Source organism: Pigmentiphaga sp. GD03639, assembly GCF_029845405.1.
GTDB classification, from domain to species: domain Bacteria; phylum Pseudomonadota; class Gammaproteobacteria; order Burkholderiales; family Burkholderiaceae_B; genus Pigmentiphaga; species Pigmentiphaga daeguensis.
The window spans coordinates 50,429-75,051 of sequence record NZ_JAOCLR010000010.1; the positions used below are offsets into that span (position 1 = coordinate 50,429).

Consider the following 24,623-nt stretch of genomic DNA (forward strand, 5'->3'; position numbering starts at 1 on the left):
TTCAGTCGAGCTTGAAGCCCAACTTGCGAATGATGGGACCGTAGCGGTCCAGGTCGGTCGAGATCTGCCGGCGCAAGGTCTCGGGATCGTTGCGCGGGGCCGGCTCGAAGCCGAACGCCAGCAGCTTGTCGACCACGTCGGGCTGCCTGACCGCCCACTCCACCGCGCCGGCCACGCGCTGCGCGATGCCGGCCGGCAGGCCCGAGGGCCCGACGATGGCGAACCAGACCGACATATCGATGCCCTTGAACCCCAGTTCATCCAGGGTGGGCACATCGGGCAGTCCCGAGAAGCGCCGCGCCGAACTCACCGCAAGGAAACGCGCGCGCCCGGATTTCACGAACTGCGCGTAGGGCGCGATCCCGTCGAAGGCCGCGTCGACGGTGCCCGCCATGAGCGCCTGAGCCACTTCCGCGCTGCCCTTGAACGGCACGCGCCGGGCCTGCGTGCCGGCCGCGTCGTTGAACGTGTCCACCAGGATCTGCGAGACGATGGCCGCGGCGCCGATGTTCAGGCCGGCGCCGCCCGACTTGCCTCGCTCGACCAGGTCCGCCACGCTGGCCGGGTCCTTGGGCTGGCTGCGCGCCACCACAGCGTTGGGACCGACCACGGCCAGCGAGATCGGCGTGAAATCCTTCTTCGGATCGTAGGGAAGCTTTTCGTACAGCGCCGGATTGAGCACGAAGGTCTGGTCGATGGACCACAGCAGCGTGTAGCCGTCGGGCGGCGCGCGCAGCACTTCCTGCACGCCGATCAGCGTATTGCCGCCCGCCTTGTTCTCGACGATGATGGGCTGCCCCAGCCGTTCCTGCACCTTGAGCGCGATCAGGCGGGCCGCGACGTCCGCGCCGCCGCCGGCCACGAAGGGCACCACCAGCCGCACCGGACGGACCGGCCAATCGGCCGCCGCGGCGGCCGATGCCGCCAGTGCGCACCCCAGCGCGAAGCAGGCCCGCAGCAGGCGGCTGACATGCCGGACGTTCATCATTACACTCCGTCGGAAAGTTGCAGTGATGCTAACGTTCCGGCTCGAGGCCATGTATGCAGATCGAATCGCAAACTGTGCCGATCCCCATCGCGGGGCCGGTGATGCGGGAAGACGACCTCAACGCCATCCTGGCCCCCTCGGCGCCGGAGCCGGCCGGCCTGACCCTGACCGATATCCTGAGCGAATCGCGCCGCAACGTTCCCTGGCCCAGCGGCGGCCACGTCACGCGGCTGCATACGCTGCCGTGGGAAGGCGCCAGCGCCCGGTATTTCGACTTCAGCCTGAACGACCGCCTGCGGGTGCGGCTGGACCCCGACCGGGAGCTGCTGCTGACCTTCTTCCTGGAGGGCCATGTCAGCGGACACGTCGGCGACGAACACGGCCCCGAACTCGACTTCCGCCTGAACCGCATGCTGCTGCGCACGCCCAATCGCAACGGCGGCTACCTCATCGACATCCCCGGGGCCCGCACCCACCGCTTCGTGCAGTTCCGGCTACGCCGCGACCTCTTGCCGCGCTGGCTCAAGGCCCTGGGCGTGCGCCTCCCCGCCGCCCAGCTCGACGAGATGGTCGACCGCGACGATGGCCGCATTCTGTGCAACGCCGCCATCACGCCGCAATTGCAGGGCTGCCTGGAACGCATACGCGGCGAACGCAGCGACCAGCCCGCCTTCGTGCCCCTCTTCCACGCGCGCGCCACCGAGCTGCTGCTGTGCGCGCTACAGGGATTCGACGACCTGCTGCGCCCTGCCCGCTCGCCCGGCGCCGATGCCGCCGCCGTCCTGGCACGATTGCGCGAAACCATCGCCGAGGCGCCGGCCCATCCATGGACGATCACCGAACTGGCGCGCCGCGTCGGCTGCACGAGCGCGCGCCTGCAGCAGCACGTGCGCGATGCCACCGGCCTTTCGGTCTACAACCTGCTGGTCGCCCAGCGGCTGGAGCTTGCCGCCACGCTGCTGCGCGAGACCCGCCTGGGGGTGCAGGCGATCGCGGCCGAAGCGGGCTGGCAATGCCACTCGCGCTTCGCGGCCGTGTTCCGGGCGCACTACGGCAGCACGCCGCGGGCTTACCGGCTGCGCCACCGCAACTCGGCGACCAGGCTTTCATAGCCGCCCGCCGGCTCATATCCTGCTACAAATTCGTTGTTACTTGGCCGGTCCTGGACCCGATTCTGCGGCAAACTGCATGACCAGCAGTCTGGAGTTGGAGTCCAGCATGACCAAGCCAAGCCTACGTTCCACCGCATCGCTGATCCTCGTGACCACCGCCCTGTCATGGGGGCTTCCGGTGCGCGCCGACGATCTGCGCGAATCCGGCGGCCGCGAGAGTTCCATCGATACGTCGTCCCGCTCCTATGGCGGCAACGGCCTGCGCCTGGGCTCGCGCACGCCGGCGTCCATGGGCCTGGGGGGCAGCGGCCTGCATGCCTCGCTGGATGCGTCGGCCGCGAGCGGCCCGCAGGCCGAGGCCGGCAAGGCCGCCACGCCGCAACCGGCCGCCGGCACCCGCTTGAAGAAGAAGGACGGGCGCTGACCGGCGCCCGCCCGCGGCAGGACTAGACCCGCGGCGCGACGCGCTGCTCGATCGCGCCGAAGACGCTGTTGCCGGAGCGGTCGAAGTGCTCGATGCGCACCATGTCGCCGAATTTCAGGAACGGGGTCCGGGCCGCACCGTGCCGGATGGTCTCCAGCGCGCGGCGTTCACCCAGGCACCCCACGCCCACGGATTCATCCTCGTTCGATACCGTACCCAGGCCCACCAGCGTTCCCGCCTCGAAGGCACGCGTCTGCGCCACGTGGGCGATCAGGTCCCCATAGTGGAAGGCGACGTCGATGCCGGTCTCGATGCTGCCCAGCTCCTCGCCGCGCACCCAGCATTTCATGGTGCCCGACACCAGGCCGCCCTGCCATAGCTCGCCCAGCTCGTCCGGCGTCACCGCGATGGGGCCCAGGCTGGACGCGGGCTTGCCGACCAGGAAGCCGAAGGTGCGCTTGAGTTCGCCGGGAATGATGGCGCGCAGCGATATGTCGTTGAGCAGCACGAACAAGCGGATGTGCTCGCACGCGCGTCCGGCGTCCACGCCCAGCGGCACGTCGCCGGTAATGGCGGCGATCTCGGCCTCGAAATCGATGCCGTCGTCTTCCGAAGGCAGGCGCACGTCCTCGTTCCAGGCCATGAAACCGTGCGAGATACCCTGGTACATCAACGGCTTCTGGAAGAAATCGTCGGGCACCGATTCCCCGCGCGCCTGCCGATTGCGCTGGATGTGGCTGGGATACGCCGCGCCGTCCAGGTACTGGTAGGCGCGCGGCAGCGGCGCGGCCAGCGTGCCCAGGTCCAGCGCGAAGGCGCCGGCGGCGCGGCCGGCGTTCAGGTCGTCGTACAGGGCCTGCAGGCGTGGGCGGGCGCGCTCCCAGTCGTCCAGCGCCGATTGCAGCGTGGGCGCGATGCCGGCCGCGCTCACCGCCGTGGCGAGATCGCGGCTGACCACGAGCAATGCGCCGTCGCGCCCCGCGCGTTGCGATGCCAATTTCATTCCAGCTTCTCCAAGAGTGCGGCGCGCGGCCCCTTGCCGGCGCCAAGATGATGAACAGGCGCTAGGCGGGATTGCCGGACTGGAATCCGCGCCAGACCTCGTCATAGTCCGGTTGCAGGTTGGGCGCGGCCAGCGCCTGCGCCGTCGGGCGGAACACGTGGCGGCTCTCGAACATGAAAGCCATGGTGTCTTCCAGACGACGCGGCGCCAGCGCTTCCGTGCTGGCCCGTTCGAAGGTGGCGGCATCGGGGCCGTGCGGCAGCATGCAGTTGTGCAGGCTGATCCCGCCCGGCACGAAGCCCTCGGCCTTGGCATCGTAGACGCCGCGTACCAGTCCCATCAGCTCGCTCATCACGTTGCGGTGGAACCAGGGTGGGCGAAAGGTGTCCTCCATGACCAGCCAGCGCGGCGGAAAGATCACGAAGTCGCAATTGGCGGTGCCGCCGATTTCCGACGGCGAGGTCAGCACGGTATTGATGGACGGATCGGGGTGGTCGAAAGTGATGCTGCCCATGGCCATGAAATGCGCCAGGTCGTACTTGTAGGGCGCCAGGTTGCCGTGCCAGGCCACCACGTCCAGCGGCGACGAAGCGCGCTCCAGCTCCCAGAAGCCGCCCAGGAACTTGCGCAGGATGCGCACCGGCCCTGTCGCGGATTCGCAGGCGGCGACCGGCGCCAGAAAATCGCGCGGATTGGCCAGGCCGTTGGAACCCAGGGGCCCCAGTTCGGGCAGCCTGAACGGCGCGCCGTAGTTCTCGCACAGGTAGCCGCGCGCGGCGCCGTCGGGCACGTCGATGCGGCAATGCACGCCGCGCGGCAGCAGCAGGATCTCGCCGGGCGCCACCCGCAGGCGGCCCATTTCGGTATGGACGTCGAGCGCACCCGACTGCGGAACCACCAGCATTTCGCCATCGGCGTTCATCAGGTAGCGGTCGCGCATGGACGCATTGGCGCGATAGACGTGGACGGCGGTGCCGCTCTGGGTCTCGGCGCTGCCGTTGCCCGCCACGGTCACGATGCCGTCGACGAAGTCCGTGCCGGGCGCCGGCTCCGGCCAGGCGTTCCACCGCAGCCGGTTGGCTGGCGCGGCCACCTCGGTGAAGGGAGCGGTCAGCCAGCACGGATGCGCTACCGCATGGGCCTTGCCGTGCGCGGCGGAGGGCCGCAGCCGGTAGGTCCAGGTACGCAGGTTCACGGCGCGCGGCGCCGTGAAAGCCGTGCCCGAGATCAGTTCCGCGTACAGGCCATGCGCCACCCGTTGCGGCGAGTTGCGGCCCACGGGCAGCACGCCCGGGCTGGCCTCGGTCGCGAACTCATTGCCGAATCCGCTCTGGTACTGCGGCTCCGCCGCGGCTGCCCTGTCCATCCTTGCCTGCTCCCTGTTCAATTCGCGGCGATGTTCGCTTGCTGGACGACCTTCTTCCAGCGCGTGATTTCCGACTCGATCATGGTCCGCATCTGGGCCGGGCTGCTGCCGCTGGGCTCGCTGCCTATGTCGTTGACGGCCTTGCGGAACGCGGGGTCCTGCAGCATGGCCGCCAGCGCGGCGTGCAGCCGGTCGACGACGGGTCCGGGGGTCCTGGCCGGCGCCGCGATGCCCAGCCACGAATACACCTGGAACCCCGGCACGGTGTCGGCCGCGACGGGCACGCCAGGCAGCAACGGCCACGGCCTGGAGCTGGTGATGGCCAGCGCGCGCATCGTGCCCGCCTTGAGCTGCGGCGCGGCCACCGTGGCGGTATCCACCAGCACGTCCACGTCGCCGGCCAGCACGGCTTGCACGGGCGCCGCGCCGCCGCGATACGGCACGTGCAGCATCTGCACGCCCGCCGTGGCGGCCAGCAATTCGCCGGTCAGGTGCTGGGTCGAGCCCACGCCCACCGAGGAGAAAGACACCGTGCCCGGCTTGGCGCGTGCCGTCCCCAGCAGGTCGGCCAGCGTGCGCGCCGGGTTGTCGGCCTTGACGCTGACCACGAACGGAAACGCGGTCACGGTGGAAATCGGCTGGAAATCCGCGACCGGATCGTAGGGCAGCGACTTGTTCACCGCGGCCGAAACCGTATGGCCGCCGGTCAGCATTACCAGCGTGTAGCCGTCGGGTTCGGCCTTGGCCACGTAGCTGGACGCGACCACGCCGCCGGCGCCGCTCTTGATTTCCACCACCACCGGCTGGCCCAGCGCCGCCTGCAGGTGGCGAGCCACCAGCCGCGACACGGTGTCGGCATTGCCGCCCGCGCCGAAGCCGTGAATGAGTTGTATGGGCCGCTCCGGATAGGCCGCGCCCGCCGCGCCGGCCAATGCGGCCGCGCAAACCGCGCCGATGATCCGTCCGTACATGATGGGGTCTCCTCCTTGTTCTTGCAGTGCTTTCCGTTGGCCGGAAAATCCCGGTTGCACCGTGAAGGGCAATATATGATTGGCCAGATCGGCGGGTACCCGCATTTCCACTGAATGGACACGACTTATGGCCAGCGGCAGCACCACGGCGGAACCCGGCGGCATCGAACGCGCAGTGCAGTTGTTGAAGCTGCTGGCCACGGCCGGCAAGCGGGGCCGGGCCCTCACGCAACTGGCCGAAGCCACGGCCCTGCCGCATTCCACCGTGCATCGCTTGCTGCGCCGCCTCATGCACGAGCGCCTGGTCGTCCAGAAGGAATCCGACAAGTGGTACGCGCTGGGCCCGCTGGCCTTCGAGCTGGGACTCGCCGCCATGGCCGCCTACGACCTGCGCGAGCATTGCCGCGCCAGCCTGTCCAGGCTGGCCGAAGAAGTCGGCGACACGGTCTATCTGTCGGTGCGCAGCGGCAGCGAATCCGTGTGCGAGGCGCGGCATGAAGGACCGTCGCCGATCCGGGTCAACACCCTGTCCATAGGCAGCCGCCGGCCGCTGGGGCTGGGCGCGGGCGGACTGGCCATCCTGGCTTTCCTGCCCGACGCCGAGCGCGAGGACATCATCGCCACCGATGGCCGCCGCATCTGCGAGGAAGGCCGCTTGACCGAGGCCGACCTGCGTGCCGCCATCGACGCGTGCCGGCGCCAGGGCCACTCGCTGATCCGCAACCGCGTCACCCTGGGCGTCACCGCGGCCGGCGTGCCCATACGCGACACGCTCGGCCGGCCCATCGCCGCCATCAGCGTGGCCGCCATCGACGACCGCATGCGGGAAGAACGCGTGGCCTCGCTGGCCCGCAGCCTGCACGAGCACGCGCGGGAAATCGAAGGCTCGCTGCGGGGCCGGCCGGCCTGAAACCGGGCGAGCCGGGCGTCAGACCGGCACCACGCGCGGGGGCGGCGGATCCGTGGTTTCGCCCTCGACGTTCGCGCGTATGCGCGGCAAACCCTCCGCATGATGCGCGGCGATGAAGGCGATCAGGCCTTCGCGCACCAGGCAGCGCAGCTCGAACGCATTGCCCGAGTTGGCGGCGCTGACCAGGAAGCGGACCTGCATGGCGCGATCACTGGTATCGGTGACCTGCACCGCCGCCACCCGCGTATCCCACAGCGGCGAAGCCTTGCACAGCCGCTCGAACTCCTTGCGTATCGGCTCCAGCGGCACCGAGAAATCCAGCCACAGGAACACCGTGCCCAGCAGCGACGCGGTACGGTGTGTCCAGTTCTCGAAGGGATTCTCGATGAACCATTGCAGGGGCACGATCATGCGCCGCTCGTCCCAGATGCGCACCACGACGAAAGTGCCGGTGATCTCCTCGACCCGGCCCCATTCGCCATTGACGATCAGCACGTCGTCGATGCGTATCGGCTGGGTGAAGGCGATCTGCAGGCCGGCAATGAAATTGCCCAGCACCGGCCGCGCCGCGATACCGGCGACCAGGCCGGCCACCCCGGCCGAGGCCAGCAGGCTCGCGCCCAACTGGCGCGCGCCCGGCAGCGTCAGCAGCACGAACGAGAGCCCCAGCAGCAACACGATGGCGTGGGCGCTGCGGGCCAGCACGCGGGTCTGCGTCAGCTTGCGGCGCGCGAGCAGGTTGTCGGCCACGTCATAGGGATTGAGGCGAATGGCCGTGTCGCTCAGCGACTTGATGCAGCTGTTGGCCAGCCAGGTCACGCATACGATCAGCATGACGGTGACGACGTAGGAAATGCCTCGGGTATAGGGCATGTCCTCCGGAGTCCCGGTCAGCACCACCCGCAGCGCCAGCAGCGCCGCCACGAACTGGCTGGCGGTGCACGCACCGACCACCATCGCGTGAAGATAGGGACGCGGCGCGGTGATGCGCCGCAGGATCAGGAAGCCTATCCGGTGGATGACCAGCGCGACGGCGACGGCCAGCACCATCGCGACCGTCAGCACGAACCAGGGGCGCAGCGCTTCGGGCAGGAAGTCCAGGGGTAGGGATGCCAGCATGGAGGCCTCTTCTTGGTCGAGTCGGGCGCCATGCCAGCAAGTAGTGTGCCGTGCGTCGCTTCTCGGCACGCAGCGAATGCGTGCCGATTTTTCATGCCCTTGCGCGCGCAGGCTGCGCCTTCCCTGTACCCAGCCAGGCCAGCGCCGCCAGCAGCAGGACGGCCGCGCCGAACTCGCGCGAGGTGGAGACGATGTCTCCGCGCAGCGCCACGTCGTAGCCGGCCAGGATGGCGGGTACGCCCATGGCCAGATACGACACCACGAACAGGACCGACAGCACGCCCGCGCGGCCGGTGGGCGGCAGCGGCGCGATCACGTTGCGCAGTGCGCCCTGGAAACCCGTGCCGAAGCCCATGCCGGCGATCGCGGTGCCCACCATGAACAGCGCCACCGAATGCAGCGACAGCGCGGCCAGCACGAGGGCCATGCCGGCCATCAGGGCCAGCGCGCCCAGGCGCGACAGGAAGCGGGCGGAGCGATCGCGCAGCAGGACCACCGCGACGACGCCGCCACCGGCCATGATGAACAGGGCCAGCCCACCCAGCAGGCTGGATCCCGAACCCACCAGGCTGCGCAACAGCGTGGGCCCGAGCGACGCATAGAAGCCGCCCAGGCCCCACACGGCCACCACGGCGGGCGCCGCCAGCAGCAGCGGCATCCGCACTTCCGGCGGCAGCGCGAAACTGGGCTTGAGCGAGGCCCAGGCGCCCGGCCGCCGCCGCGCGGTCTCGGCAATGAAGTAGACGCCCACGCCCTGCAGCACGAAGATCACACCCAGGACCACATAGACGAGATGGGTGGGGGCGGGCAGGTACTGCACCATCAGCCCGGCGACTATGCCCCCCGTACCCGTGCCCAGCATGGGCGCCAGCGCATTGGCCAATGCGCCGCGCGTCTTGTCGATGTCCAGCATGCCGGCGCCCACGGCCGCGATGGCGGCACCGGCCGAGAGCCCCTGGACGATGCGGCCCGCCAGCAGGTCGGACAGCCCGCCGGCGGTGGCGAAGACCACCATGGCCGCGGCCTGCGCGACGGCGGCGGCCATGAGCACGGGCCGCCGGCCGATGTGGTCCGACAGGCGTCCCGCCACCAGCAGCGCCGCCAGCACGGCCAGGGCGTAGCTGCCGAACACCACGGTCAGCATGGTGGTGGAGAAGCCCCATTGCTGCTGATAGATCGCGTATAGCGGGGTCGGCGCCGCCGACCCCGCCAGGAACGCCAATGTGATCGATGCCAGCAGATGGAAACTGAAGCGCGGCGACAGGCGCCCGGCAACCTGGGGGCAGGCGGAAACAGGGGCGGGGACGGCCTTGGCGGGGGAAGCGCAGGTCATGGGGCGGGATCCGGGGAACATTAAACAGACAGGTCTGTCTGATTTGCTTGAAGTGTACAGACCTGTCTGGTAATGTCAAGACATGACCATGAATACGACAAAAAGCCCCGAAGCGCGCCGTTCCGCGCGTCAACGCCTGCTCGACGCCGCGGACGAGCTGTTCTATGAAGGGAGCATCCACACGGTCGGCATCGACCGGGTCATCGAGCGCGCCGGCGTGGCCAAGGCCTCGCTGTACGACACCTTCGGCAGCAAGGAGGCCCTGATCCAGGCCTACCTGCTGGCCCGCCACGAGGCGCGCAAGCTGCGTATCGCCGACCGCCTGGCCACCTATGCCGGCCCGCGCGAGCGCCTGTTGGGCGTCTTCGACATCATGCGGGAAGCCGCGTCGGGCCCCCGCTTCCGGGGCTGTCCGTTCAGCCGCGCGGCCGCCGAAGCGGCGCCCAGCGCCGGCATCCGGGAAGCCTGTGACACCGCTCGAAGCTGGCTGCGCGACCTGTTTGTCAGCCTGGCCCGCGAAGCCGGCGCAGCCGATCCCGAAGCGCTGGCCTGTCAGTTGATGCTGCTTTACGACGGCGCCACGGTCTCGAGCCACGTCGACGCGAACGTCAAAGCGGCCGACGCCGCCCGCGCCACCGCCGAACAACTGCTGAACGCCGCCCTGCCCGCCAACGCCCGCCCATAAAAAAATCGCGGTGCCCTCAGGACACCGCGACTCACATCCAACACCACACCCTGGCCTAGACCCAGGATGCGGCGGATCCGGCTTCGCCGGTCCACCCGCATCGCCCCCTTGCGGGGCGCGCGTCAGCGCGCAGGGGGGACCCGTTTAACTCCGGCCACCCCGCAGCTTGCGGATGGCGGCCAGCTGCGCCGCCAGCATCGCCAGTTCGGCCTCGACCACGGCCACTTCGGCCTTGTCCTTGGCATTGCGCAGCGCTTCTTCCGCCGCCTTGCGCGCCTGCTCGGCCTTGGCCTCGTCCAGGTCGTGGCTGCGGATGGCCGTATCGGCCAGCACCGTCACGGTACCCGGCTGGATCTCGAGCAGACCGCCGGCCACGAAGATGTGCTCTTCCTCGCCGTTGTCCGCGCGCGAGATCTTCACCGTACCCGGACGGATACGCGAGATCAGCGGCGTGTGCCCGGGCAGTATGCCCAGCTCGCCCGACTCGCCAGGCAGCGCAACGAACTTCGCCTCACCGGCGAAGATCGACGCCTCAGCACTGACGACATCCACATGAATAGTTGCCATACTCAATTCTCCTGTGCTGCGCTTCGCGCAGCCCCAGCGCCCCTACCCAAGAAACCCCGACCAGACCCAGGGTGCCGCGGATCCGGCTCCGCCGGTCCGCCAGCACCGCCCCCTGGGGGGCGCCCGTCAGGGCGTAGGGGGGGTCACAACTTTTTTGCTTTCTCGAACGCTTCGTCGATCGTGCCGACCATGTAGAAGGCCTGCTCGGGCAGCGCGTCGCACTCGCCTTCGACGATCATCTTGAAGCCACGGATGGTTTCCTTCAGCGGCACGTACTTGCCGGGCGAACCCGTGAACACTTCGGCCACGTGGAAGGGCTGCGACAGGAAGCGCTGGATCTTGCGGGCGCGGCCCACGGCCTGCTTGTCTTCCGGCGACAGTTCGTCCATGCCCAGGATCGCGATGATGTCGCGCAGTTCCTTGTAGCGCTGCAGCGTCTGCTGCACGCCACGGGCGACGGCGTAGTGCTCTTCGCCCACGATCTGCGGGTCGAGCTGGCGGCTGGTGGAGTCGAGCGGGTCGACGGCGGGGTAGATACCCAGCGCGGCGATGTCACGCGACAGCACGACGGTCGAGTCCAGGTGCAGGAAGGTCGTGGCGGGCGACGGGTCGGTCAAGTCATCCGCAGGCACGTACACGGCCTGGATCGACGTGATCGAGCCGGTCTTGGTCGAGGTGATGCGCTCTTGCAGCTTGCCCATTTCCTCGGCCAGCGTCGGCTGGTAGCCCACGGCGGAGGGCATGCGGCCCAGCAGCGCGGACACTTCGGTACCGGCCAGCGTGTAGCGGTAGATGTTGTCGACGAAGAACAGGATGTCGCGGCCTTCGTCGCGGAACTTCTCGGCCATCGTCAGGCCCGACAGCGCCACGCGCAGACGGTTGCCCGGGGGCTCGTTCATCTGGCCGAACACCATCGCCACCTTGGACTCTTCGATCTTGTCCAGGTTGATGACGCCCGCTTCCGCCATTTCGTGGTAGAAGTCGTTGCCTTCGCGAGTCCGCTCGCCCACGCCCGCGAACACCGACAGGCCGCTGTGCTGCTTGGCGATGTTGTTGATGAGCTCGAGCATGTTCACGGTCTTGCCCACGCCGGCGCCGCCGAACAGGCCGACCTTGCCGCCCTTGGCGAACGGGCACACCAGGTCGATAACCTTGATGCCGGTCTCGAGCAGTTCCACGGAGGGCGACAGCTCGTCGAACTTGGGCGCGTCCTGGTGGATGGCGCGGCGCTCTTCCGACTTGATCGGGCCGGCTTCGTCGATGGGACGACCCAGCACGTCCATGATGCGGCCCAGGGTGCCGGTGCCCACGGGCACCGAGATGGGCGCGCCGCTGGCGGCCACGGCCATGCCGCGGCGCAGGCCGTCGGACGAGCCCATGGCGATGGTACGGACGACGCCGTCACCGAGCTGCTGCTGCACTTCGAACGTCAGGCCCTTCTCGGCAAAAGCCGAGCTCTCGTCGGCCAGCGTAAGGGCCTCGTAGATCTTGGGCATGCTGTCGCGGGGGAACTGGATGTCCACCACGGCACCGATGCACTGAACGATGGTTCCGTTGCTCATATCGATTCCTCGATTCCTGATTCTTTAAGGCGTCGCGCCGGCTTACACCGCCGCCGCACCGCCCACGATTTCCGAAATTTCCTTGGTGATGGCCGCCTGGCGGGTCTTGTTGTAGACCAGCTGCAGATCGCCGATCACCTTCTTGGCGTTGTCCGATGCAGCCTTCATGGCCACCATCCGGGCGGACTGCTCGGACGCCATGTTTTCGGCAACGGCTTGGTACACCAGCGCTTCGACGTAGCGCAGCAGGAGTTCATCGACGACCGACTTGGCATCGGGTTCGTAGATGTAGTCCCACGAGTAGGCCTTCTTCTCTTCCTCGGTCTGCGCGAAACGCTCGGCCGACAGCGGCAGCAACTGCTCGATCACGGGCTCCTGCTTCATCGTGTTGATGAAGCGGTTGTACGCGAGGTACACCACGTCGACCTTGCCTTCGGCATACGCGTCCAGCTGAACCTTGATCGCGCCGATCAGGCGTTCGAGGTTGGGCGCGTCGCCCAGTTGCACCGCCTGGGACACGACGTTGGCATCCAGACGGGTCAGGAAGCCCAGACCCTTGTTGCCAATGGCCGTGGTCTGGACCTTGATGCCCTTCGCTTCCGAGTCCTTCAGGCGATTGAGCACCGCGCGCAGGATGTTGGTGTTCAGCGCGCCGCACAGGCCCTTGTCGGTCGTGACCACGATCAAGCCGGCGGCCTTGATGTCGTCGCGCTTGGCCAGGTAGGCGTGTTCGTAGTCGGGATTGGCTTGCGCCATGTGCGCGGCAATGTTGCGCACCTTGTCGGCATACGGACGGGCCGTGCGCATCCGGTCCTGCGCCTTGCGCATCTTGGACGCGGCGACCATTTCCATCGCCTTGGTGATCTTGCGCGTGTTTTGCACGCTCTTGATCTTGGTTCGGATTTCCTTGATTCCGGGCATCTATCTTCCCCTGTCAGTGTTCACAGAGAGGCGCCGAGCGGCGCCCCGTGTACCCTGCTTCAGAAGGCTCCGTTCTTCTTGAAATCCTTCACTGCTTCGTGCAGCGCGGCTTCGTCGTCCTTGGACAGTTCCTTGGTGTCCTCGATACGGCCGACCAGCGCGTCGTACTTGGACTTCAGGTATTCCTTCAGCGCCTTTTCGAACGCCAGGACGTCCTTGACCTCGACGTCGTCGATGTAGCCGTTGTTGGCGGCGAACAGCGAGACGGCCAGTTCCCAGACCTGCAGCGGCTGGTACTGGGGCTGCTTGAGCAGTTCCACCACGCGGCGGCCGCGCTCGAGCTGGCGACGGGTCGATTCGTCCAGGTCGGAAGCGAACTGCGCGAAGGCAGCCAGTTCACGGTACTGGGCCAGGTCGGTACGGATACCGCCGGACAGCTTCTTGATGACCTTGGTCTGGGCGGCGCCACCCACGCGCGACACCGAGATACCGGCGTTGATGGCGGGGCGGATACCGGCGTTGAACAGGTCCGATTCCAGGAAGATCTGGCCGTCGGTGATCGAGATCACGTTGGTCGGAACGAAGGCGGACACGTCGCCGGCCTGCGTTTCGATGATGGGCAGCGCGGTCAGCGAACCGGTCTTGCCCTTCACGGCGCCGTCGGTGAACTTCTCGACGTACTCTTCGTTGACGCGAGCGGCACGTTCCAGCAGGCGCGAGTGCAGGTAGAACACGTCGCCGGGGTAGGCTTCGCGGCCGGGCGGGCGGCGCAGCAGCAGCGAGACCTGGCGATAGGCCCAGGCTTGCTTGGTCAGGTCGTCATAGATGATCAGGGCGTCTTCGCCGCGATCACGGAAGTATTCGCCCATCGTGCAGCCGGAGTAGGCGGCGATGTACTGCATCGCGGCCGATTCCGAGGCCGAGGCGGCCACGACGATGGTGTACTCCAGCGCGCCGTGCTCTTCGAGCTTGCGGACCACGTTGTTGATGGTCGAGGCCTTCTGGCCGATCGCCACGTACACGCAGGTCAGGCCCTTGCCCTTCTGGCTGATGATGGTATCGACGGCGACGGCGGTCTTGCCGGTCTGGCGGTCGCCGATGATCAGCTCGCGCTGACCGCGGCCGATGGGCACCATGGCGTCGATGGCCTTCAGGCCGGTCTGCACCGGCTGCGACACCGACTTGCGCGCGATCACGCCCGGGGCGACCTTCTCGATCACGTCGGTGGCCTTGGCGTTGACCGGACCCTTGCCGTCGATCGGCTGGCCCAGCGCGTCGACCACGCGGCCCTTCAGTTCCGGACCGACCGGCACTTCCAGGATGCGGCCGGTCGACTTGACCGTATCGCCTTCCGAGATGTGGGTGTAGTCGCCGAGAATCACGGCGCCGACGGAGTCGCGCTCGAGGTTGAGCGCCATGCCGAAGGTGTTGTTGGGAAACTCGAGCATTTCGCCCTGCATCACGTCCGACAGGCCGTGGATGCGGGTGATACCGTCGGTCACGGACACGACCGTGCCTTGGGTACGGATGTCAGCAGAGTTGCTCAGGCCTTCGATGCGGCTCTTGAGCAATTCGCTGATCTCAGACGGATTGAGTTGCATGGTTGACTCCTGGAATCCTTTCTCTCGGTGCCGATGTGTGCGCAGCGACCGAACTATGCGACGAGCGCGTCGCGCATGCGATCAAGCTGCGCACGCACGGAGGTATCGAGCACCTGATCCCCGACGGCCACTCGCACGCCGCCGATCAGCGAAGCGTCGACCCGGACGGTGGGCTTGATCTTCACGCCGAATTTCTTTTCCAGCCCGGCGACCAGGTCGGCAACCTGGGCATCGGTCAACGCGAAGGCGCTGGCGATATCGGCATCGGCGCTACCTTCGTGGCGGTTCTTGAGCCACAGGAATTGCGATGCGATCTCGGGCAGCAGCAGCAGACGGCCGTTTTCGACCAACAGCGTCACGAAATTGCGCGCGGCGGACGAAAGCGGCGTCTTCAGCGTGGCCGTGAACAATTCGACTCGCTGTGCGTTGTCGAGCTTGGGATCGGCGATGGCGCTGCGCACCTCGGGGTGCGCGGCCGCCTGCGCCATTTCGGCGACAAGCTCGGCCCAGGCGGCAAGGCCTGCGCTATCTGCACGGGCGACGCCGAACAGCGCTTCAGCGTATGGCCGGGCGATGGTGGACAGTTCAGCCATGGTGGCTCTCGATGCCTGATACGGTTGGCGAGGTGATTCGCAAACGCGTGAGCGGCACGCGTTGCTCGTGCCACCCGCGCGGGTTCTTCATTACAACTGCGCCTTGAGCTGGCCGAGCAGCTCGGCATGCACCTGGGCGTTGACTTCGCGCTTGAGGATTTCCTCGGCGCCCTTCACGGCCAGTTGCGCCACGGCGTCGCGCAAACCTTCACGGGCGCGCTGGGCTTCCTGCTGCGCTTCCTGGCGGGCTTGCTCGAGAATGCGGGCGCGTTCGGCCTCGGCGTCCTTGCGGGCTTGCTCGATCAAGGCAGCGGCCTGCTTCTCGGCCTGAGCCAGGCGAGCCTGGTTCTCGGACTTGGCAGCGGCTTCGATCTGACCGATGCGGGCCTCGGCCTGCACCAGTTCTGCCTTGCCTTTCTCGGCCGAGGCAAGGCCTTCGGCGATCTTCAGACGGCGCTCTTCGATGGACTTCATCAGAGGCGGCCACACGAACTTCATCGTGAACCACGCCAGAATGAAGAACACGAGCATCTGGAAGACGAGTGTCGCGTTCAGATTCACGGTGTTTCCTTATTCGGAAAAGAACATCATCCGTGACGAGGGCTGTGGCCGCGTCACGGAGCGGTCATGTCGAATAGAGGTCTTAGCCGACGAACGGGTTCGCGAAGGCGAACAGCATGGCGATACCCACGCCGATCAGGAAGGCCGCGTCGATCAGGCCGGCCAGCAGGAACAGCTTGGTTTGCAGGGGGTTCATCAGCTCGGGCTGGCGAGCCGAGGCTTCGATGTACTTGCCACCGACGATCGCGATTCCCAGGCAAGCGCCGATGGCACCCAGACCGATGATCAGACCGCAAGCGAGAGCGACGAGAGCGACGTTGGTCATGACAACTCCTTGATATGAATCGTAAAACGACTAGTTATGTTGATAATTGAACGACGGATACTGCAAACCTGCTACGGATCGCGGCAGTACCGACCGCGCCCGGTATTCCCAAGAACCCTCGAGATCAGTGGCCTTCGTGGGCCTGGCCGATGTACACCAGGGTCAGCATCATGAAGATGAAAGCCTGGAGCACGACGATCAGGATGTGGAAGATGGCCCAGACCGATCCGGCAAGGATGTGGCCGACACCCAGCGCCACGCTGGTGGCGTTCAGGCCGGCCCACGCGCCGCCCAGCATGGCGATCAGCATGAAGATCAGTTCGCCGGCGAACATGTTGCCGAACAGCCGCATGCCCAGCGAAACCATCTTGGCGGCGTATTCGATGATGTTCAGCAGGAAGTTGAAGGGGGCCAGCAGCAGCGCGCCGATGCCATGGGCATGGAAAGGCGCGGTGAACAGTTCCTTGACGAAACCGCCGGGCGACTTGATCTTGATGCCGTAGTAGAACATCAGCAGCAGCACGCCCATGGACATGCCGATAGGCGCGTTCAGGTCGGCCGTGGGCACGATGCGGTGGTAGTGGATGACGTCGTCCAGCCCGACCAGGCTGAACAGGTAATGGGGCAGGTCGACCGGCAGCAGGTCGAGGGCGTTCATGAAGACGATCCACATGAACACGGTCAGCGCCAGCGGCGCGACGAACAGGCGGGACTTGGCGTTGTGGACGATGCCCTTGGCTTCCTCGTCCACCCACTCGACCAGGATCTCGACGAAGGCCTGCATCTTGCCCGGCACGCCGGCGGTGGCGCGGCGGGCGCCCAGCCACATCAGGAACACGACCACGAGGCCCATGGAGATGGACCAGAAAAGCGTGTCGTAGTTGACGACCGAGAAGTCGGCGATGAGGGACTGCTTGTGTCCGGTGTTGTTCAGGTGTCCCAGGTGATGGACGATGTACTCGGACGCGGTCGGCGCTGTGGTGGAAGCCATATCGGGGGTTTCTATCCTACGACCTGATTTTGAAATTCTCGCGATGCCGGCCGGGGTTTCCCGCACGCGCCGCCATCTTCAATCCATTTTCTTGCCGAAAGCCAGTACCAGCCACTGGCTTTTGAGCGCACACACCAAGCCCGCCAGGAAGGCGGGCCACACGAGCCATTCACGACCGAACTTCGCCGCTGCGACGATGAACACGACAGCGACGGCGATCTTGAAGAACTCGCCGAAGAAAAACGTTGCGGGGTTTGCTCCCCCCGGCTTCTGCACACTCAGAATCAGCCTGAATGCGAACAAGGCGTTGGGAATGACGTATGCCGCGGCACCGGCCAGCGCCGACAGCCCTGCGGCGCTCCCTGACACCACATAGGCCAGCACGGCGACCACGATGCTGACAGCAACCTGAACAATTATCGCATGCAGCAAGTCCCGCACGGCCTGCCGACGCAATATCGTCCGTTCTGCCTCGGTAAGCCGAAGCGGTTCTACCTGTTCATTGGAACGCAGACGCTCGGCGTCGCGGGCTTCCCAACCCCATGGATCGGGTTCGCCGGCCTCCCTGTGGCCGCGCGCGCTGGATGTCTCCTGCTGCGCAGTCCCCTTGGCTCCGCTTTTGCTGGCCGCTTTTCCGTATGCATCTGAAGGGCGCGAATCGTCTTCGACCGTCTTCATCGGACGACTTGCACCTTTTCAAGACCTGCTTTCCGACAAAGCATACGAGTATAGCGGGTTTACCCGAAAGGTTCAAACTTGCCTTGATCCAGGGCACCGCGGATCCGGCTTCGCCGGTCCGCCAGGCCGCCCCCTGGGGCGCCCGTAAGGGCTTAGGGGGTCTACAACCGATAGGAATCGTCGCGGCGGTCCAACAGGCGCAGCAGGGCGGGCCATTCGAGCAGGCCGAAGGGGCGGCGGGTGGTGGGTTTGTAGAGGTGGTTGGTCAGCTCGACCACGGCCGGGGCGGGCAGGTGCAGCGGGGCGTTGCAGGCCATGGCCATCGCCTGGGCCTGGCAGGCGCGTTCCAGCCAGTACATGGCGGTGAAGGCCTCGGCGATGGACGGTCCGACGGTCAGGAGGCCGTGGTTGCGCAGGATCATCGCCTGGCTGTCGCCCAGGTCGGCGACCAGGCGCTGCTGTTCGCCCAGGTCCACCACCACGCCCTCGTATTCGTGCATGGCCACCCTGCCGAAGAACATCGCGGTCTGGGACAGTGGCAGGAGGCCGCATTCCAGCGCCGAGACGGCCATGCCGGCGGGCGTGTGGGTATGGATCACGCAATCGACCTCGGGCCGGGCGCGGTGCACGGCCGAATGGATCACGAAGCCGGCATGGTTCACGCCGTAGTCCTGGCCGCCGTCGTCCACCACGTTGCCGTCCAGGTCGATCTTGATCAGGCTGGACGCCGTGATCTCCTCGTAGGCCATGCCATAGGGATTGATCAGGAAATGCCCGTGCGCGCCCGGCACGCGGGCCGAGATGTGGTTGTAGATCAGGTCGTCCATTCTGAAGTGCGCCACCAGCCGGTAGCACGCGGCCAGGTCCACCCGCGTCGCCCATTCGGCCTCGTCCATGCCGGCACGTCCCGCCGCCTTCGCCATATCCGCTCCATCCTGGTGAAAAGTCCCCTGCGCGCGCAGAGGGTCAATCGATGCCGGCGCGGCGGATGACGCCGCCCCACTTGTCGATATCGGCGGCGATGATCCGCCCCATCTCCGCCGGCGTGGTGGGCCAGGCCTGGATGCCCAGCGCGTCGAACCGGCCCGCGGTCTCGGGCAGCGCCAGCACCGCCGCGATCTCCTTGTTCAGGCGCTCGATCACCGCGGGCGGCGTGCCCGCCGGCGCCTCCACGCCTTGCCAGCCGTCGGCCTCGAAGCCGGGCACCACCTCGGCGATGGCCGGCGTGTCGGGCAGCGCCGGCAGGCGCTTCTTGCCGGTCGTGCCCAGCGGGATCACCGTCCCGGCCTTGACCTGCTCGATCGCGGTGGTGGTGGGCTGGAAGATCAGCGGCACCTGCCCGCCGATCACGTCGACCAGCGCGCCGCTCTTGTAGGGCACGTGCGTCAGCCGCACCCCCGCCAGCGAGGTCATCAGTTCCATGATGACGTGGCCGGCGCCGCCCACACCCATCGAGGCGTAATTGATGGACGCGGGCCTGGCGCGCGCCGCCGCGATCAGGTCGGCCAGCGTGCGCTGCGGGAAGTCCTTGTTGGCGATGAGCACGTAGGGCACGGCCGCGACGATGCTGACCGGCGCGAAATCCTTGACCGGGTCGTAAGGCAGCTTCTTGTAGATGAACTGGTTCATGGTCACGATGGAATTGACCATGAAGAAAATGGTGTGGCCGTCGGGCGCGGCCTTGGCCACGGCCTCGGCGCCCAGCATGCCGCCCGCGCCCGCGCGGTTGTCCACCACGAAGGGCTGGCCCATGCGCTCGGCCAGCTTGCCCGACAGGTAGCGCGCCACGATGTCGGGCGAACTGCCGGCCGGGAACGGCACGATGACGCGCACCGGCTTGGACGGATAGCTTTCCGCCGCGCCGGCGGCCATCGAGGCACAGGCCAGCAGGACGGCGGCGGGCCAGGTCGCGGCCGCAACGAACAGCGCTTTCTTTTTCATGATCGTCTCCCCTCTCCCGCCTCGCGGCGGACATGGCGGCGATGTCAGAGCACGGAGCCTTCCACGTCCTCGGGCATCTTGAAATTGGGCAGCCGCTTCAGGTTGCCTTGCTCGTCCACCGCCAGGCCCGACTCGGCCGCCGCCCGGCTCAGCACCTCGTCGTGCCAGGTGACCGAACCGCCGCCGGTATGGCCGCCCACCAGCGCGAGCATGGTCAGTTCGCGCTCGCCGTAGTTGCGAAAGCCGCGCATCACGCCGGTCGGCACCGAGATCACGTCCAGCGGCTGCAGCACCAGCTCTTCCTTGTCGTCGCCGATCAGCACGTGCACGGGCCCGGAGATGGGGATGAATACCTCGGCGGTCTTGTGCGCGTGCAGGCCCGCGCCGCCGCCGGGCGGCACGACGATGTAGGAGATGGTGAAGCCGTGGTCCTCGGTGATGGGCGGCTGCATGTCGGCGTTCTCGACCACGCCGCGGCCGATCACCTTGAGATTCTTCTTGCGCCCTTCGGGCAGCAGCGAATCGACGAACGCCAGGCTGAATGGCTTGAGCTCGGAGAAGCGCGCGACTCGCGTACGGGCAATGGTTTCTAACAATGGGCTGGCCATGGATGCTCCTTCACGGTCGTGGCCGGAAGGCCGCGATGCCCACATCATGGCCGCGCCCGCGGCGGCGATAAATTATCGATTTGCTATGCCCGCCATGCCGGCGCGGCATGGCGGATCCGGTTCAGCCGCGCGGCCGCCTGCGGCCCACGGCCCGGGCGCCCTGCCATTGCCCTTGTTCGACTTGCGCCATGATCAGCTCGCGCACCATGGGCAGCACTTCGCTGGCCACGCGCGACAACGGGCGCGAGACCGGCCAGGCCAGGCTGCGCTGCAGCCATAGCCCGGCGATGGGCACCGCCGCCAGGCCGGACTCGAGCGCGACGCTGGACGGCAGGTAGACGGTGTAGCCCATGCCGCGGCGCACCAGTTGCGCGGCCAGCGCGAACGCGCCGACTTCCGCCTCGATGCGCAGCGGCACGCGCTGGCGCGCGGCCAGCGCCTCGATCTCGTTGCGTATGCCGGCGCGCGACACGCCCGTCAGGATCAGCGGCAGGCCGCGCAACTGGCGCACCGGGATCTCGCTGCGCGCGAGCAGCGGGTCCCCCGCGCGCCCCACCAGGCACAGGCGGTCCTCGAACAGGGGCTCGACCGCCAACATGTGCGCCGGCGGCGGGGCCGGCGTGGCGCCGCTCAGCAGCGCGATGTCGACCGCGTTGTCGCGCAGCATGTCGTGCATGGCCGGGCTGAAGGCCTGCACGATGTGCGGCTGCGCATCGGGAAAGCGCTGCTTGATCGCGATCGTGAGCGCGGCGCCGATCACGGTCACGTAGTTGGGCGTCATGCCTATGATGACCGGGCCGGACGGCGCCCCCTGCGTGTCGTGCACGTCGCTCTTGAGCTGGTCGAAGCTGCGCAGCAGGTATTGCGCGCGGTCCAGCAGGCGGCGTCCCTCGGGCGTAAGCGTGGCGCCGCGCAGGTGGCGCTCGAACAGCCGCACGCCCAGTTCGTCCTCCAGCATGCGTATGCGCCGGCTCAGGGCCGGCTGGGCGATGAAGAGCTGCTGCGCCGCCTTGGAGAAATTCTCGTGCGCGGCGACGGTCACGAAGTACTTCAGTTGACGAATGTCCATGGCCCCGCCGTTCCCCCCTGTCGTGCGCCATACCCTGGCGGCATGGCCCCTGGACCGCGGAAATATGGCGCGGCCGAGCGAGACCGGCCCTATCATAGCTACGCTGCCCACCCCCGTCACCGCCGCCTTGCCCATGAAGCCCGACGACGCCCTGCTTGCCCGGCTGGACCCCGACATCGCGCCCCGCGTGCTGCGCCTGGCCGAGGCCGACACCACGCCCTCGCACCTGCTGGAGCCGGCCCAGGTGCGCGCCGCCTTCCTGCGCGCGCGCCAGCCGCTGCGGCGCCCGCCGGTGCCGCTGGACATCGAGGACGCCGGCATCGCCGTCGACGGGGCGCCGCTGGCGCTGCGCCTGTACCGCCCGCACCGACCGCGGCCGCCCGCCCTGCTCTACCTGCACGGCGGCGCCTTCACCAACGGCGACCTCGACAGCCACGACGCCACCTGCTGCCTGCTGGCGATGGAGGCCGGCGTGATGGTGGCCAGCGTCGACTATCGCGTGCTGCCCGAGCATCGCTTCCCCGCCGCGTTCAATGACACCGTGGGCGCGCTGCGATGGCTGCACGAACGGGCCGCGGCGCTGGGCGCCGACCCCGCGCGCCTGGCCGTGGGCGGCGACAGCTCCGGCGCGAACCTGGCCCTGGCGGCGGCGCTGGAGACGCGCGGCCAGGTCCCGCTGCGGGCCATGTGGCTGGCCTACCCTATCATCGGCATCGATTTCGACACCCCCTCGTACCGCGAGAACGCCAACGCCCCGCTGCTGACCCGCGCCCGCTGCCGGCGGATCCTGCGCGACTACCTGGGGCGCGAACCGGGCCCGGGCGACAGCCGGGTGGCGCCGCTGCTGGCGCCGGACTTCGCCGGCCTGCCGCCGGCGGTGGCCGTGGCCGCCGAACTGGACCCGCTGCGCAGCGACGCCGAGATCCTGGCCGACCGCCTGCGGGAAGCCGGCGCGGCCTGCGAACTGGTACGCGCGGCCGGCATGCCGCACGGGTTCCTGCGCTGGGTGGCCGACAGCGCCGCGAGCCGGCGCATCGCCGTCCGGAGCGCGCAGGCGCTGGCCGCGCTGCTGGCCTGACGCGGGCGGCCCTTCCGGGGCGCCGGTACCGATAAAATCGGACATACCGCAGCCCGGGACCACCGCCGTGGAACTTCGCCAGATCCAGTACTTCATCTGCCTTTTCGAGGAAGGCACCGTCACGGGCGCGGCGCGCCGGGTGAACGTCGTGCAGCCGGCCCTGAGCGCGCAGATCGTCAAGCTGGAAGAGGAACTGGGCCAGAAGCTGTTCATCCGCAGCGCGCGGGGCATGGAGCCTACCGAGGCGGGGCGGCGCATGTACCAGCTGTACCTGCCCATCCTGCGGGACCTGTCGCAGGCGCGCGAGCAGATGACGCTGCGCAGCGGCGAAGTCGGCGGCGAGGTGGTGGTCGGCATGATCTCGTCGCTGGCCGAGAGCGTGCTGAGCGAGGCGCTGACCGATTTCGCCCGCGCCTATCCCAAGGTGAACGTTACCGTCACCAACGGACCGCTGCTCGACTGGGTGGCGTCCGGCAAGATCGACGCCGCGATCGTGGACAAGCCGCGCCGGCCATTCTCGCTCAACGTCGAACCCATCATCGACGACGAACTCGTGCTGGTCGGCCCCGACGACGGCACGATACCCGCGTCCCTGCCGCTGTCGGCCGCGGCCGCCCTGCCGCTGCTGTTCACCCCGCGCGAGCACAACCTGCGCGAAATCCTGGAAGACTACGCGCGCCAGGAAAACGTGGTGTTCAAGCCCGTGTTCGAGATCTATTCGATGACCGCACTGCTGAGCCTGGCCGAGGACGCGGCCCTCTACGCCATCCTGCCCCGCACCGTGGTGCGCCGCCATGCGCGCCGCTCGCCGCTGCGCGTACGCACCATCGAGTCGCCCGCCATGGCGCGGCAGATCATCTGCGTCACGCATCCGCGCCGGCCGTTGACCACCGCCTCCGCGCTGTTCCTGGACGTGCTGCGCACGCACATACGCGGGCTGACGGACGGCGCCCCGCCTGCCGCCGATACCGATCGATGATGGCTGCGATCAGTATTAATCATGGCCCGCAACCGGTTCCCGCCGCCCTTCCCGACTTAGAATTTCCGCAGCGCCGCGAGCCGCCCCGGCGGGGCCGCTAGCAACACCCGGCGCCTCCAGGACGCGCCGGGCGTGGTGACCCACGCGCCGGCGCGCACATTCCCCATCCCGCAAGCGACCGTTCCGGCGTGGCATGGGGATCGGTACGAATCATTGAAAAAGCACAAGATGGAGAACTGCATGAAAACCTCGGCACGCGCCCTGTTCGCCGCCCTGGCGGTGGCCGCGGCCGCCGCTTCGCCCCTGGCGATGGCGGACAACTACCCCTCCAAGCCCGTGCGCGTCATCGTGCCCGTGACCGCCGGCGGCGGCGTGGACACGGCCGCGCGCCTGATCGCCACGCACCTGCGCGCCGAGCTGGGCCAGACCTTCGTGGTCGAGAACAAGCCCGGGGCCGGCGGCAACATCGGGCTGGACCTGCTGGCCAAGGCGGCGGCCGACGGCTACACGCTGGCCATCATTCCCAACACGATGACCATCAACCACACGTTGATGAACAAGCTGCCCTTCGACACGCTCAAGAGCTTCGCGCCGGTGGTGCAGATCGGCACCACGCCGGCGGTGCTGGGCGCGCGCGCCGATCTCGCGCCCAAGTCGCTCAAGGACCTCGTGGCCTACGCCAAGGGCAACCCGGGCAAGCTGTCCTACGCCGGCTGCGACACCGGCTCGGCGCTGCACCTGGCCGGCGAGATGTTCAAGCAGCAGGCCGACGTGGACATCACGCACGTGCCGTACAAGGGCTGCTCGGACTCGGTGCCCAACGTGCTGGGTGGGCAGGTGGACCTGATCTTCATCACGCTGACCAACATCGCGGGCTACCTCAAGGACGGCCGCATGCGCGTCTACGCCGTCGCGGCGGACCAGCGCACGCCCTATGCACCCGACCTGCCCACCGGCGCCGAACAAGGCTTCCCCGGTTTCAACATCGACATCTGGTATGGCATGCTGGCCCCCGCGGGCACGCCGCGCGAGATCGTCGCCAGGCTGAATTCGGCCGTGAACGCCATCCTGAAGAAGCCCGAAGTGCAATCGACGCTGGCCACCAGCTACCTGACGCCGGTGGGCGGCACGCCCGAACAGTTCGGGCAGAAGATCCGTTCCGACATCGACCGCTACGGCGCCGTCATCCGGAAGGCCAACATCCGCATCGAATGACCGTCCAACTTTCTCTTTATCGA

The 24,623-nt window shown here is 67.7% G+C and carries 26 protein-coding genes; 7 read left to right on the forward strand and 19 right to left on the reverse strand.

Translation table 11 applies throughout. The features are described from left to right. Position 1 precedes the first annotated feature (1 nt). Positions 2 to 988: a tripartite tricarboxylate transporter substrate binding protein gene (locus N5K27_RS12995; RefSeq protein WP_279816929.1), complete on the reverse strand. Its 987-nt coding sequence runs from the start codon at positions 986 to 988 to the stop codon at positions 2 to 4. A 53-nt stretch (positions 989 to 1,041) separates the two neighbouring features. On the opposite strand from N5K27_RS12995, the gene N5K27_RS13000 reads away from it, so the two are divergent. After that, positions 1,042 to 2,100, forward strand: a complete 1,059-nt coding sequence (locus tag N5K27_RS13000) for an AraC family transcriptional regulator (RefSeq protein WP_279816931.1) — start codon at positions 1,042 to 1,044, stop codon at positions 2,098 to 2,100. A 106-nt stretch (positions 2,101 to 2,206) separates the two neighbouring features. Further along, positions 2,207 to 2,524 carry a hypothetical protein gene (locus tag N5K27_RS13005; protein WP_132980134.1) on the forward strand — a complete coding sequence of 106 codons (318 nt, stop codon included), beginning with the start codon at positions 2,207 to 2,209 and terminating at the stop codon, positions 2,522 to 2,524. Positions 2,525 to 2,546: 22 nt separating this feature from the next. Here N5K27_RS13005 and N5K27_RS13010 read toward each other — a convergent pair whose 3' ends face one another. From N5K27_RS13010 to N5K27_RS13020, 3 genes are all read right to left on the reverse strand, one after another. Beyond that, on the reverse strand, positions 2,547 to 3,527 hold the full coding sequence (locus N5K27_RS13010) for a fumarylacetoacetate hydrolase family protein (protein ID WP_087840349.1): 981 nt from the start codon (positions 3,525 to 3,527) through the stop codon (positions 2,547 to 2,549). A gap of 61 nt (positions 3,528 to 3,588) precedes the next feature. Continuing rightward, on the reverse strand, positions 3,589 to 4,893 hold the full coding sequence (gene hmgA, locus N5K27_RS13015) for a homogentisate 1,2-dioxygenase (protein ID WP_132980135.1): 1,305 nt from the start codon (positions 4,891 to 4,893) through the stop codon (positions 3,589 to 3,591). Positions 4,894 to 4,910: 17 nt separating this feature from the next. Continuing rightward, a complete protein-coding gene (locus N5K27_RS13020) occupies positions 4,911 to 5,864 on the reverse strand; it encodes a tripartite tricarboxylate transporter substrate binding protein (RefSeq protein ID WP_279816937.1) in 954 nt (317 codons plus the stop codon). A 127-nt stretch (positions 5,865 to 5,991) separates the two neighbouring features. Between N5K27_RS13020 and N5K27_RS13025 the strand changes: the two genes are divergently transcribed. Further along, positions 5,992 to 6,774, forward strand: coding sequence for an IclR family transcriptional regulator (locus tag N5K27_RS13025; protein ID WP_087840353.1), 783 nt, complete (start codon positions 5,992 to 5,994; stop codon positions 6,772 to 6,774). An 18-nt stretch (positions 6,775 to 6,792) separates the two neighbouring features. Here the strand turns inward: N5K27_RS13025 and N5K27_RS13030 are convergent, their stop codons facing one another. Then, positions 6,793 to 7,893 (reverse strand): mechanosensitive ion channel domain-containing protein, encoded by a 1,101-nt coding sequence (locus N5K27_RS13030; protein ID WP_087840354.1) that lies wholly within the window; start codon positions 7,891 to 7,893, stop codon positions 6,793 to 6,795. Between the two features lie 91 nt (positions 7,894 to 7,984). Next, complete coding sequence (locus tag N5K27_RS13035; RefSeq protein WP_087840355.1) at positions 7,985 to 9,226, reverse strand: MFS transporter; 1,242 nt, start codon at positions 9,224 to 9,226, stop codon at positions 7,985 to 7,987. Positions 9,227 to 9,314: 88 nt separating this feature from the next. On the opposite strand from N5K27_RS13035, the gene N5K27_RS13040 reads away from it, so the two are divergent. Continuing rightward, on the forward strand, positions 9,315 to 9,911 hold the full coding sequence (locus N5K27_RS13040) for a TetR/AcrR family transcriptional regulator (protein WP_132980137.1): 597 nt from the start codon (positions 9,315 to 9,317) through the stop codon (positions 9,909 to 9,911). Positions 9,912 to 10,055: 144 nt separating this feature from the next. Here N5K27_RS13040 and N5K27_RS13045 read toward each other — a convergent pair whose 3' ends face one another. From N5K27_RS13045 to N5K27_RS13105, 13 genes are all read right to left on the reverse strand, one after another. Beyond that, positions 10,056 to 10,478: a F0F1 ATP synthase subunit epsilon gene (locus N5K27_RS13045; RefSeq protein ID WP_087840362.1), complete on the reverse strand. Its 423-nt coding sequence runs from the start codon at positions 10,476 to 10,478 to the stop codon at positions 10,056 to 10,058. Between the two features lie 143 nt (positions 10,479 to 10,621). Continuing rightward, the gene (atpD, locus tag N5K27_RS13050; RefSeq protein WP_087840363.1) at positions 10,622 to 12,040 is read right to left on the reverse strand and encodes a F0F1 ATP synthase subunit beta; all 1,419 of its coding nucleotides are present in this window, start codon (positions 12,038 to 12,040) and stop codon (positions 10,622 to 10,624) included. A gap of 42 nt (positions 12,041 to 12,082) precedes the next feature. Then, positions 12,083 to 12,961 (reverse strand): F0F1 ATP synthase subunit gamma, encoded by an 879-nt coding sequence (gene atpG / locus N5K27_RS13055; protein ID WP_087840365.1) that lies wholly within the window; start codon positions 12,959 to 12,961, stop codon positions 12,083 to 12,085. A gap of 59 nt (positions 12,962 to 13,020) precedes the next feature. Continuing rightward, the gene (gene atpA, locus N5K27_RS13060) at positions 13,021 to 14,562 is read right to left on the reverse strand and encodes a F0F1 ATP synthase subunit alpha (protein ID WP_279816946.1); all 1,542 of its coding nucleotides are present in this window, start codon (positions 14,560 to 14,562) and stop codon (positions 13,021 to 13,023) included. Positions 14,563 to 14,615: 53 nt separating this feature from the next. After that, positions 14,616 to 15,155 carry a F0F1 ATP synthase subunit delta gene (locus N5K27_RS13065; RefSeq protein WP_087840369.1) on the reverse strand — a complete coding sequence of 180 codons (540 nt, stop codon included), beginning with the start codon at positions 15,153 to 15,155 and terminating at the stop codon, positions 14,616 to 14,618. Between the two features lie 90 nt (positions 15,156 to 15,245). Then, positions 15,246 to 15,716, reverse strand: coding sequence for a F0F1 ATP synthase subunit B (locus tag N5K27_RS13070; RefSeq protein WP_087840371.1), 471 nt, complete (start codon positions 15,714 to 15,716; stop codon positions 15,246 to 15,248). 82 nt (positions 15,717 to 15,798) lie between these two features. Further along, positions 15,799 to 16,041, reverse strand: coding sequence for a F0F1 ATP synthase subunit C (atpE, locus tag N5K27_RS13075; protein ID WP_087782618.1), 243 nt, complete (start codon positions 16,039 to 16,041; stop codon positions 15,799 to 15,801). A gap of 124 nt (positions 16,042 to 16,165) precedes the next feature. Continuing rightward, positions 16,166 to 17,032, reverse strand: a complete 867-nt coding sequence (gene atpB, locus N5K27_RS13080) for a F0F1 ATP synthase subunit A (protein WP_087840373.1) — start codon at positions 17,030 to 17,032, stop codon at positions 16,166 to 16,168. A gap of 78 nt (positions 17,033 to 17,110) precedes the next feature. Further along, complete coding sequence (locus N5K27_RS13085; RefSeq protein WP_279816955.1) at positions 17,111 to 17,710, reverse strand: ATP synthase subunit I; 600 nt, start codon at positions 17,708 to 17,710, stop codon at positions 17,111 to 17,113. 161 nt (positions 17,711 to 17,871) lie between these two features. Further along, on the reverse strand, positions 17,872 to 18,633 hold the full coding sequence (locus tag N5K27_RS13090) for a class II aldolase/adducin family protein (protein ID WP_279816958.1): 762 nt from the start codon (positions 18,631 to 18,633) through the stop codon (positions 17,872 to 17,874). Positions 18,634 to 18,676: 43 nt separating this feature from the next. Next, positions 18,677 to 19,651 (reverse strand): tripartite tricarboxylate transporter substrate binding protein, encoded by a 975-nt coding sequence (locus tag N5K27_RS13095; protein WP_279816960.1) that lies wholly within the window; start codon positions 19,649 to 19,651, stop codon positions 18,677 to 18,679. Positions 19,652 to 19,695: 44 nt separating this feature from the next. Then, entirely contained in the window at positions 19,696 to 20,259 is a 564-nt protein-coding gene (locus N5K27_RS13100) for a cupin domain-containing protein (protein ID WP_165963239.1), read from the reverse strand. Between the two features lie 121 nt (positions 20,260 to 20,380). Beyond that, entirely contained in the window at positions 20,381 to 21,328 is a 948-nt protein-coding gene (locus N5K27_RS13105) for a LysR family transcriptional regulator (RefSeq protein ID WP_279816964.1), read from the reverse strand. Here N5K27_RS13105 and N5K27_RS13110 point away from each other — a divergent pair. The 3 genes from N5K27_RS13110 to N5K27_RS13120 all read left to right on the forward strand — a co-directional run bounded on the left by N5K27_RS13110 (position 21,327) and on the right by N5K27_RS13120 (position 24,600). Further along, complete coding sequence (locus N5K27_RS13110; RefSeq protein WP_279816965.1) at positions 21,327 to 22,406, forward strand: alpha/beta hydrolase; 1,080 nt, start codon at positions 21,327 to 21,329, stop codon at positions 22,404 to 22,406. The two genes, N5K27_RS13105 and N5K27_RS13110, sit on opposite strands and share 2 nt — an antisense overlap. A gap of 67 nt (positions 22,407 to 22,473) precedes the next feature. Continuing rightward, positions 22,474 to 23,385: a LysR family transcriptional regulator gene (locus tag N5K27_RS13115; protein WP_132980143.1), complete on the forward strand. Its 912-nt coding sequence runs from the start codon at positions 22,474 to 22,476 to the stop codon at positions 23,383 to 23,385. Positions 23,386 to 23,625: 240 nt separating this feature from the next. Continuing rightward, entirely contained in the window at positions 23,626 to 24,600 is a 975-nt protein-coding gene (locus tag N5K27_RS13120; protein ID WP_279816968.1) for a tripartite tricarboxylate transporter substrate binding protein, read from the forward strand. Positions 24,601 to 24,623: the final 23 nt, after the last annotated feature.

Excerpts from the sequence above, each read along its gene's own strand:
- N5K27_RS12995 (WP_279816929.1), bottom strand. The coding sequence starts at position 988 with ATGATGAACGTCCGGCATGTCAGCCGCCTGCTGCGGGCCTGCTTCGCG.
- N5K27_RS13000 (WP_279816931.1), top strand. The coding sequence starts at position 1,042 with ATGCAGATCGAATCGCAAACTGTGCCGATCCCCATCGCGGGGCCGGTG.
- N5K27_RS13005 (WP_132980134.1), top strand. The coding sequence starts at position 2,207 with ATGACCAAGCCAAGCCTACGTTCCACCGCATCGCTGATCCTCGTGACC.
- N5K27_RS13010 (WP_087840349.1), bottom strand. The coding sequence starts at position 3,527 with ATGAAATTGGCATCGCAACGCGCGGGGCGCGACGGCGCATTGCTCGTG.
- hmgA (WP_132980135.1), bottom strand. The coding sequence starts at position 4,893 with ATGGACAGGGCAGCCGCGGCGGAGCCGCAGTACCAGAGCGGATTCGGC.
- N5K27_RS13020 (WP_279816937.1), bottom strand. The coding sequence starts at position 5,864 with ATGTACGGACGGATCATCGGCGCGGTTTGCGCGGCCGCATTGGCCGGC.
- N5K27_RS13025 (WP_087840353.1), top strand. The coding sequence starts at position 5,992 with ATGGCCAGCGGCAGCACCACGGCGGAACCCGGCGGCATCGAACGCGCA.
- N5K27_RS13030 (WP_087840354.1), bottom strand. The coding sequence starts at position 7,893 with ATGCTGGCATCCCTACCCCTGGACTTCCTGCCCGAAGCGCTGCGCCCC.
- N5K27_RS13035 (WP_087840355.1), bottom strand. The coding sequence starts at position 9,226 with ATGACCTGCGCTTCCCCCGCCAAGGCCGTCCCCGCCCCTGTTTCCGCC.
- N5K27_RS13040 (WP_132980137.1), top strand. The coding sequence starts at position 9,315 with ATGAATACGACAAAAAGCCCCGAAGCGCGCCGTTCCGCGCGTCAACGC.
- N5K27_RS13045 (WP_087840362.1), bottom strand. The coding sequence starts at position 10,478 with ATGGCAACTATTCATGTGGATGTCGTCAGTGCTGAGGCGTCGATCTTC.
- atpD (WP_087840363.1), bottom strand. The coding sequence starts at position 12,040 with ATGAGCAACGGAACCATCGTTCAGTGCATCGGTGCCGTGGTGGACATC.
- atpG (WP_087840365.1), bottom strand. The coding sequence starts at position 12,961 with ATGCCCGGAATCAAGGAAATCCGAACCAAGATCAAGAGCGTGCAAAAC.
- atpA (WP_279816946.1), bottom strand. The coding sequence starts at position 14,562 with ATGCAACTCAATCCGTCTGAGATCAGCGAATTGCTCAAGAGCCGCATC.
- N5K27_RS13065 (WP_087840369.1), bottom strand. The coding sequence starts at position 15,155 with ATGGCTGAACTGTCCACCATCGCCCGGCCATACGCTGAAGCGCTGTTC.
- atpE (WP_087782618.1), bottom strand. The coding sequence starts at position 16,041 with ATGACCAACGTCGCTCTCGTCGCTCTCGCTTGCGGTCTGATCATCGGT.
- atpB (WP_087840373.1), bottom strand. The coding sequence starts at position 17,032 with ATGGCTTCCACCACAGCGCCGACCGCGTCCGAGTACATCGTCCATCAC.
- N5K27_RS13085 (WP_279816955.1), bottom strand. The coding sequence starts at position 17,710 with ATGAAGACGGTCGAAGACGATTCGCGCCCTTCAGATGCATACGGAAAA.
- N5K27_RS13090 (WP_279816958.1), bottom strand. The coding sequence starts at position 18,633 with ATGGCGAAGGCGGCGGGACGTGCCGGCATGGACGAGGCCGAATGGGCG.
- N5K27_RS13095 (WP_279816960.1), bottom strand. The coding sequence starts at position 19,651 with ATGAAAAAGAAAGCGCTGTTCGTTGCGGCCGCGACCTGGCCCGCCGCC.
- N5K27_RS13100 (WP_165963239.1), bottom strand. The coding sequence starts at position 20,259 with ATGGCCAGCCCATTGTTAGAAACCATTGCCCGTACGCGAGTCGCGCGC.
- N5K27_RS13110 (WP_279816965.1), top strand. The coding sequence starts at position 21,327 with ATGGCCCCGCCGTTCCCCCCTGTCGTGCGCCATACCCTGGCGGCATGG.
- N5K27_RS13105 (WP_279816964.1), bottom strand. The coding sequence starts at position 21,328 with ATGGACATTCGTCAACTGAAGTACTTCGTGACCGTCGCCGCGCACGAG.
- N5K27_RS13120 (WP_279816968.1), top strand. The coding sequence starts at position 23,626 with ATGAAAACCTCGGCACGCGCCCTGTTCGCCGCCCTGGCGGTGGCCGCG.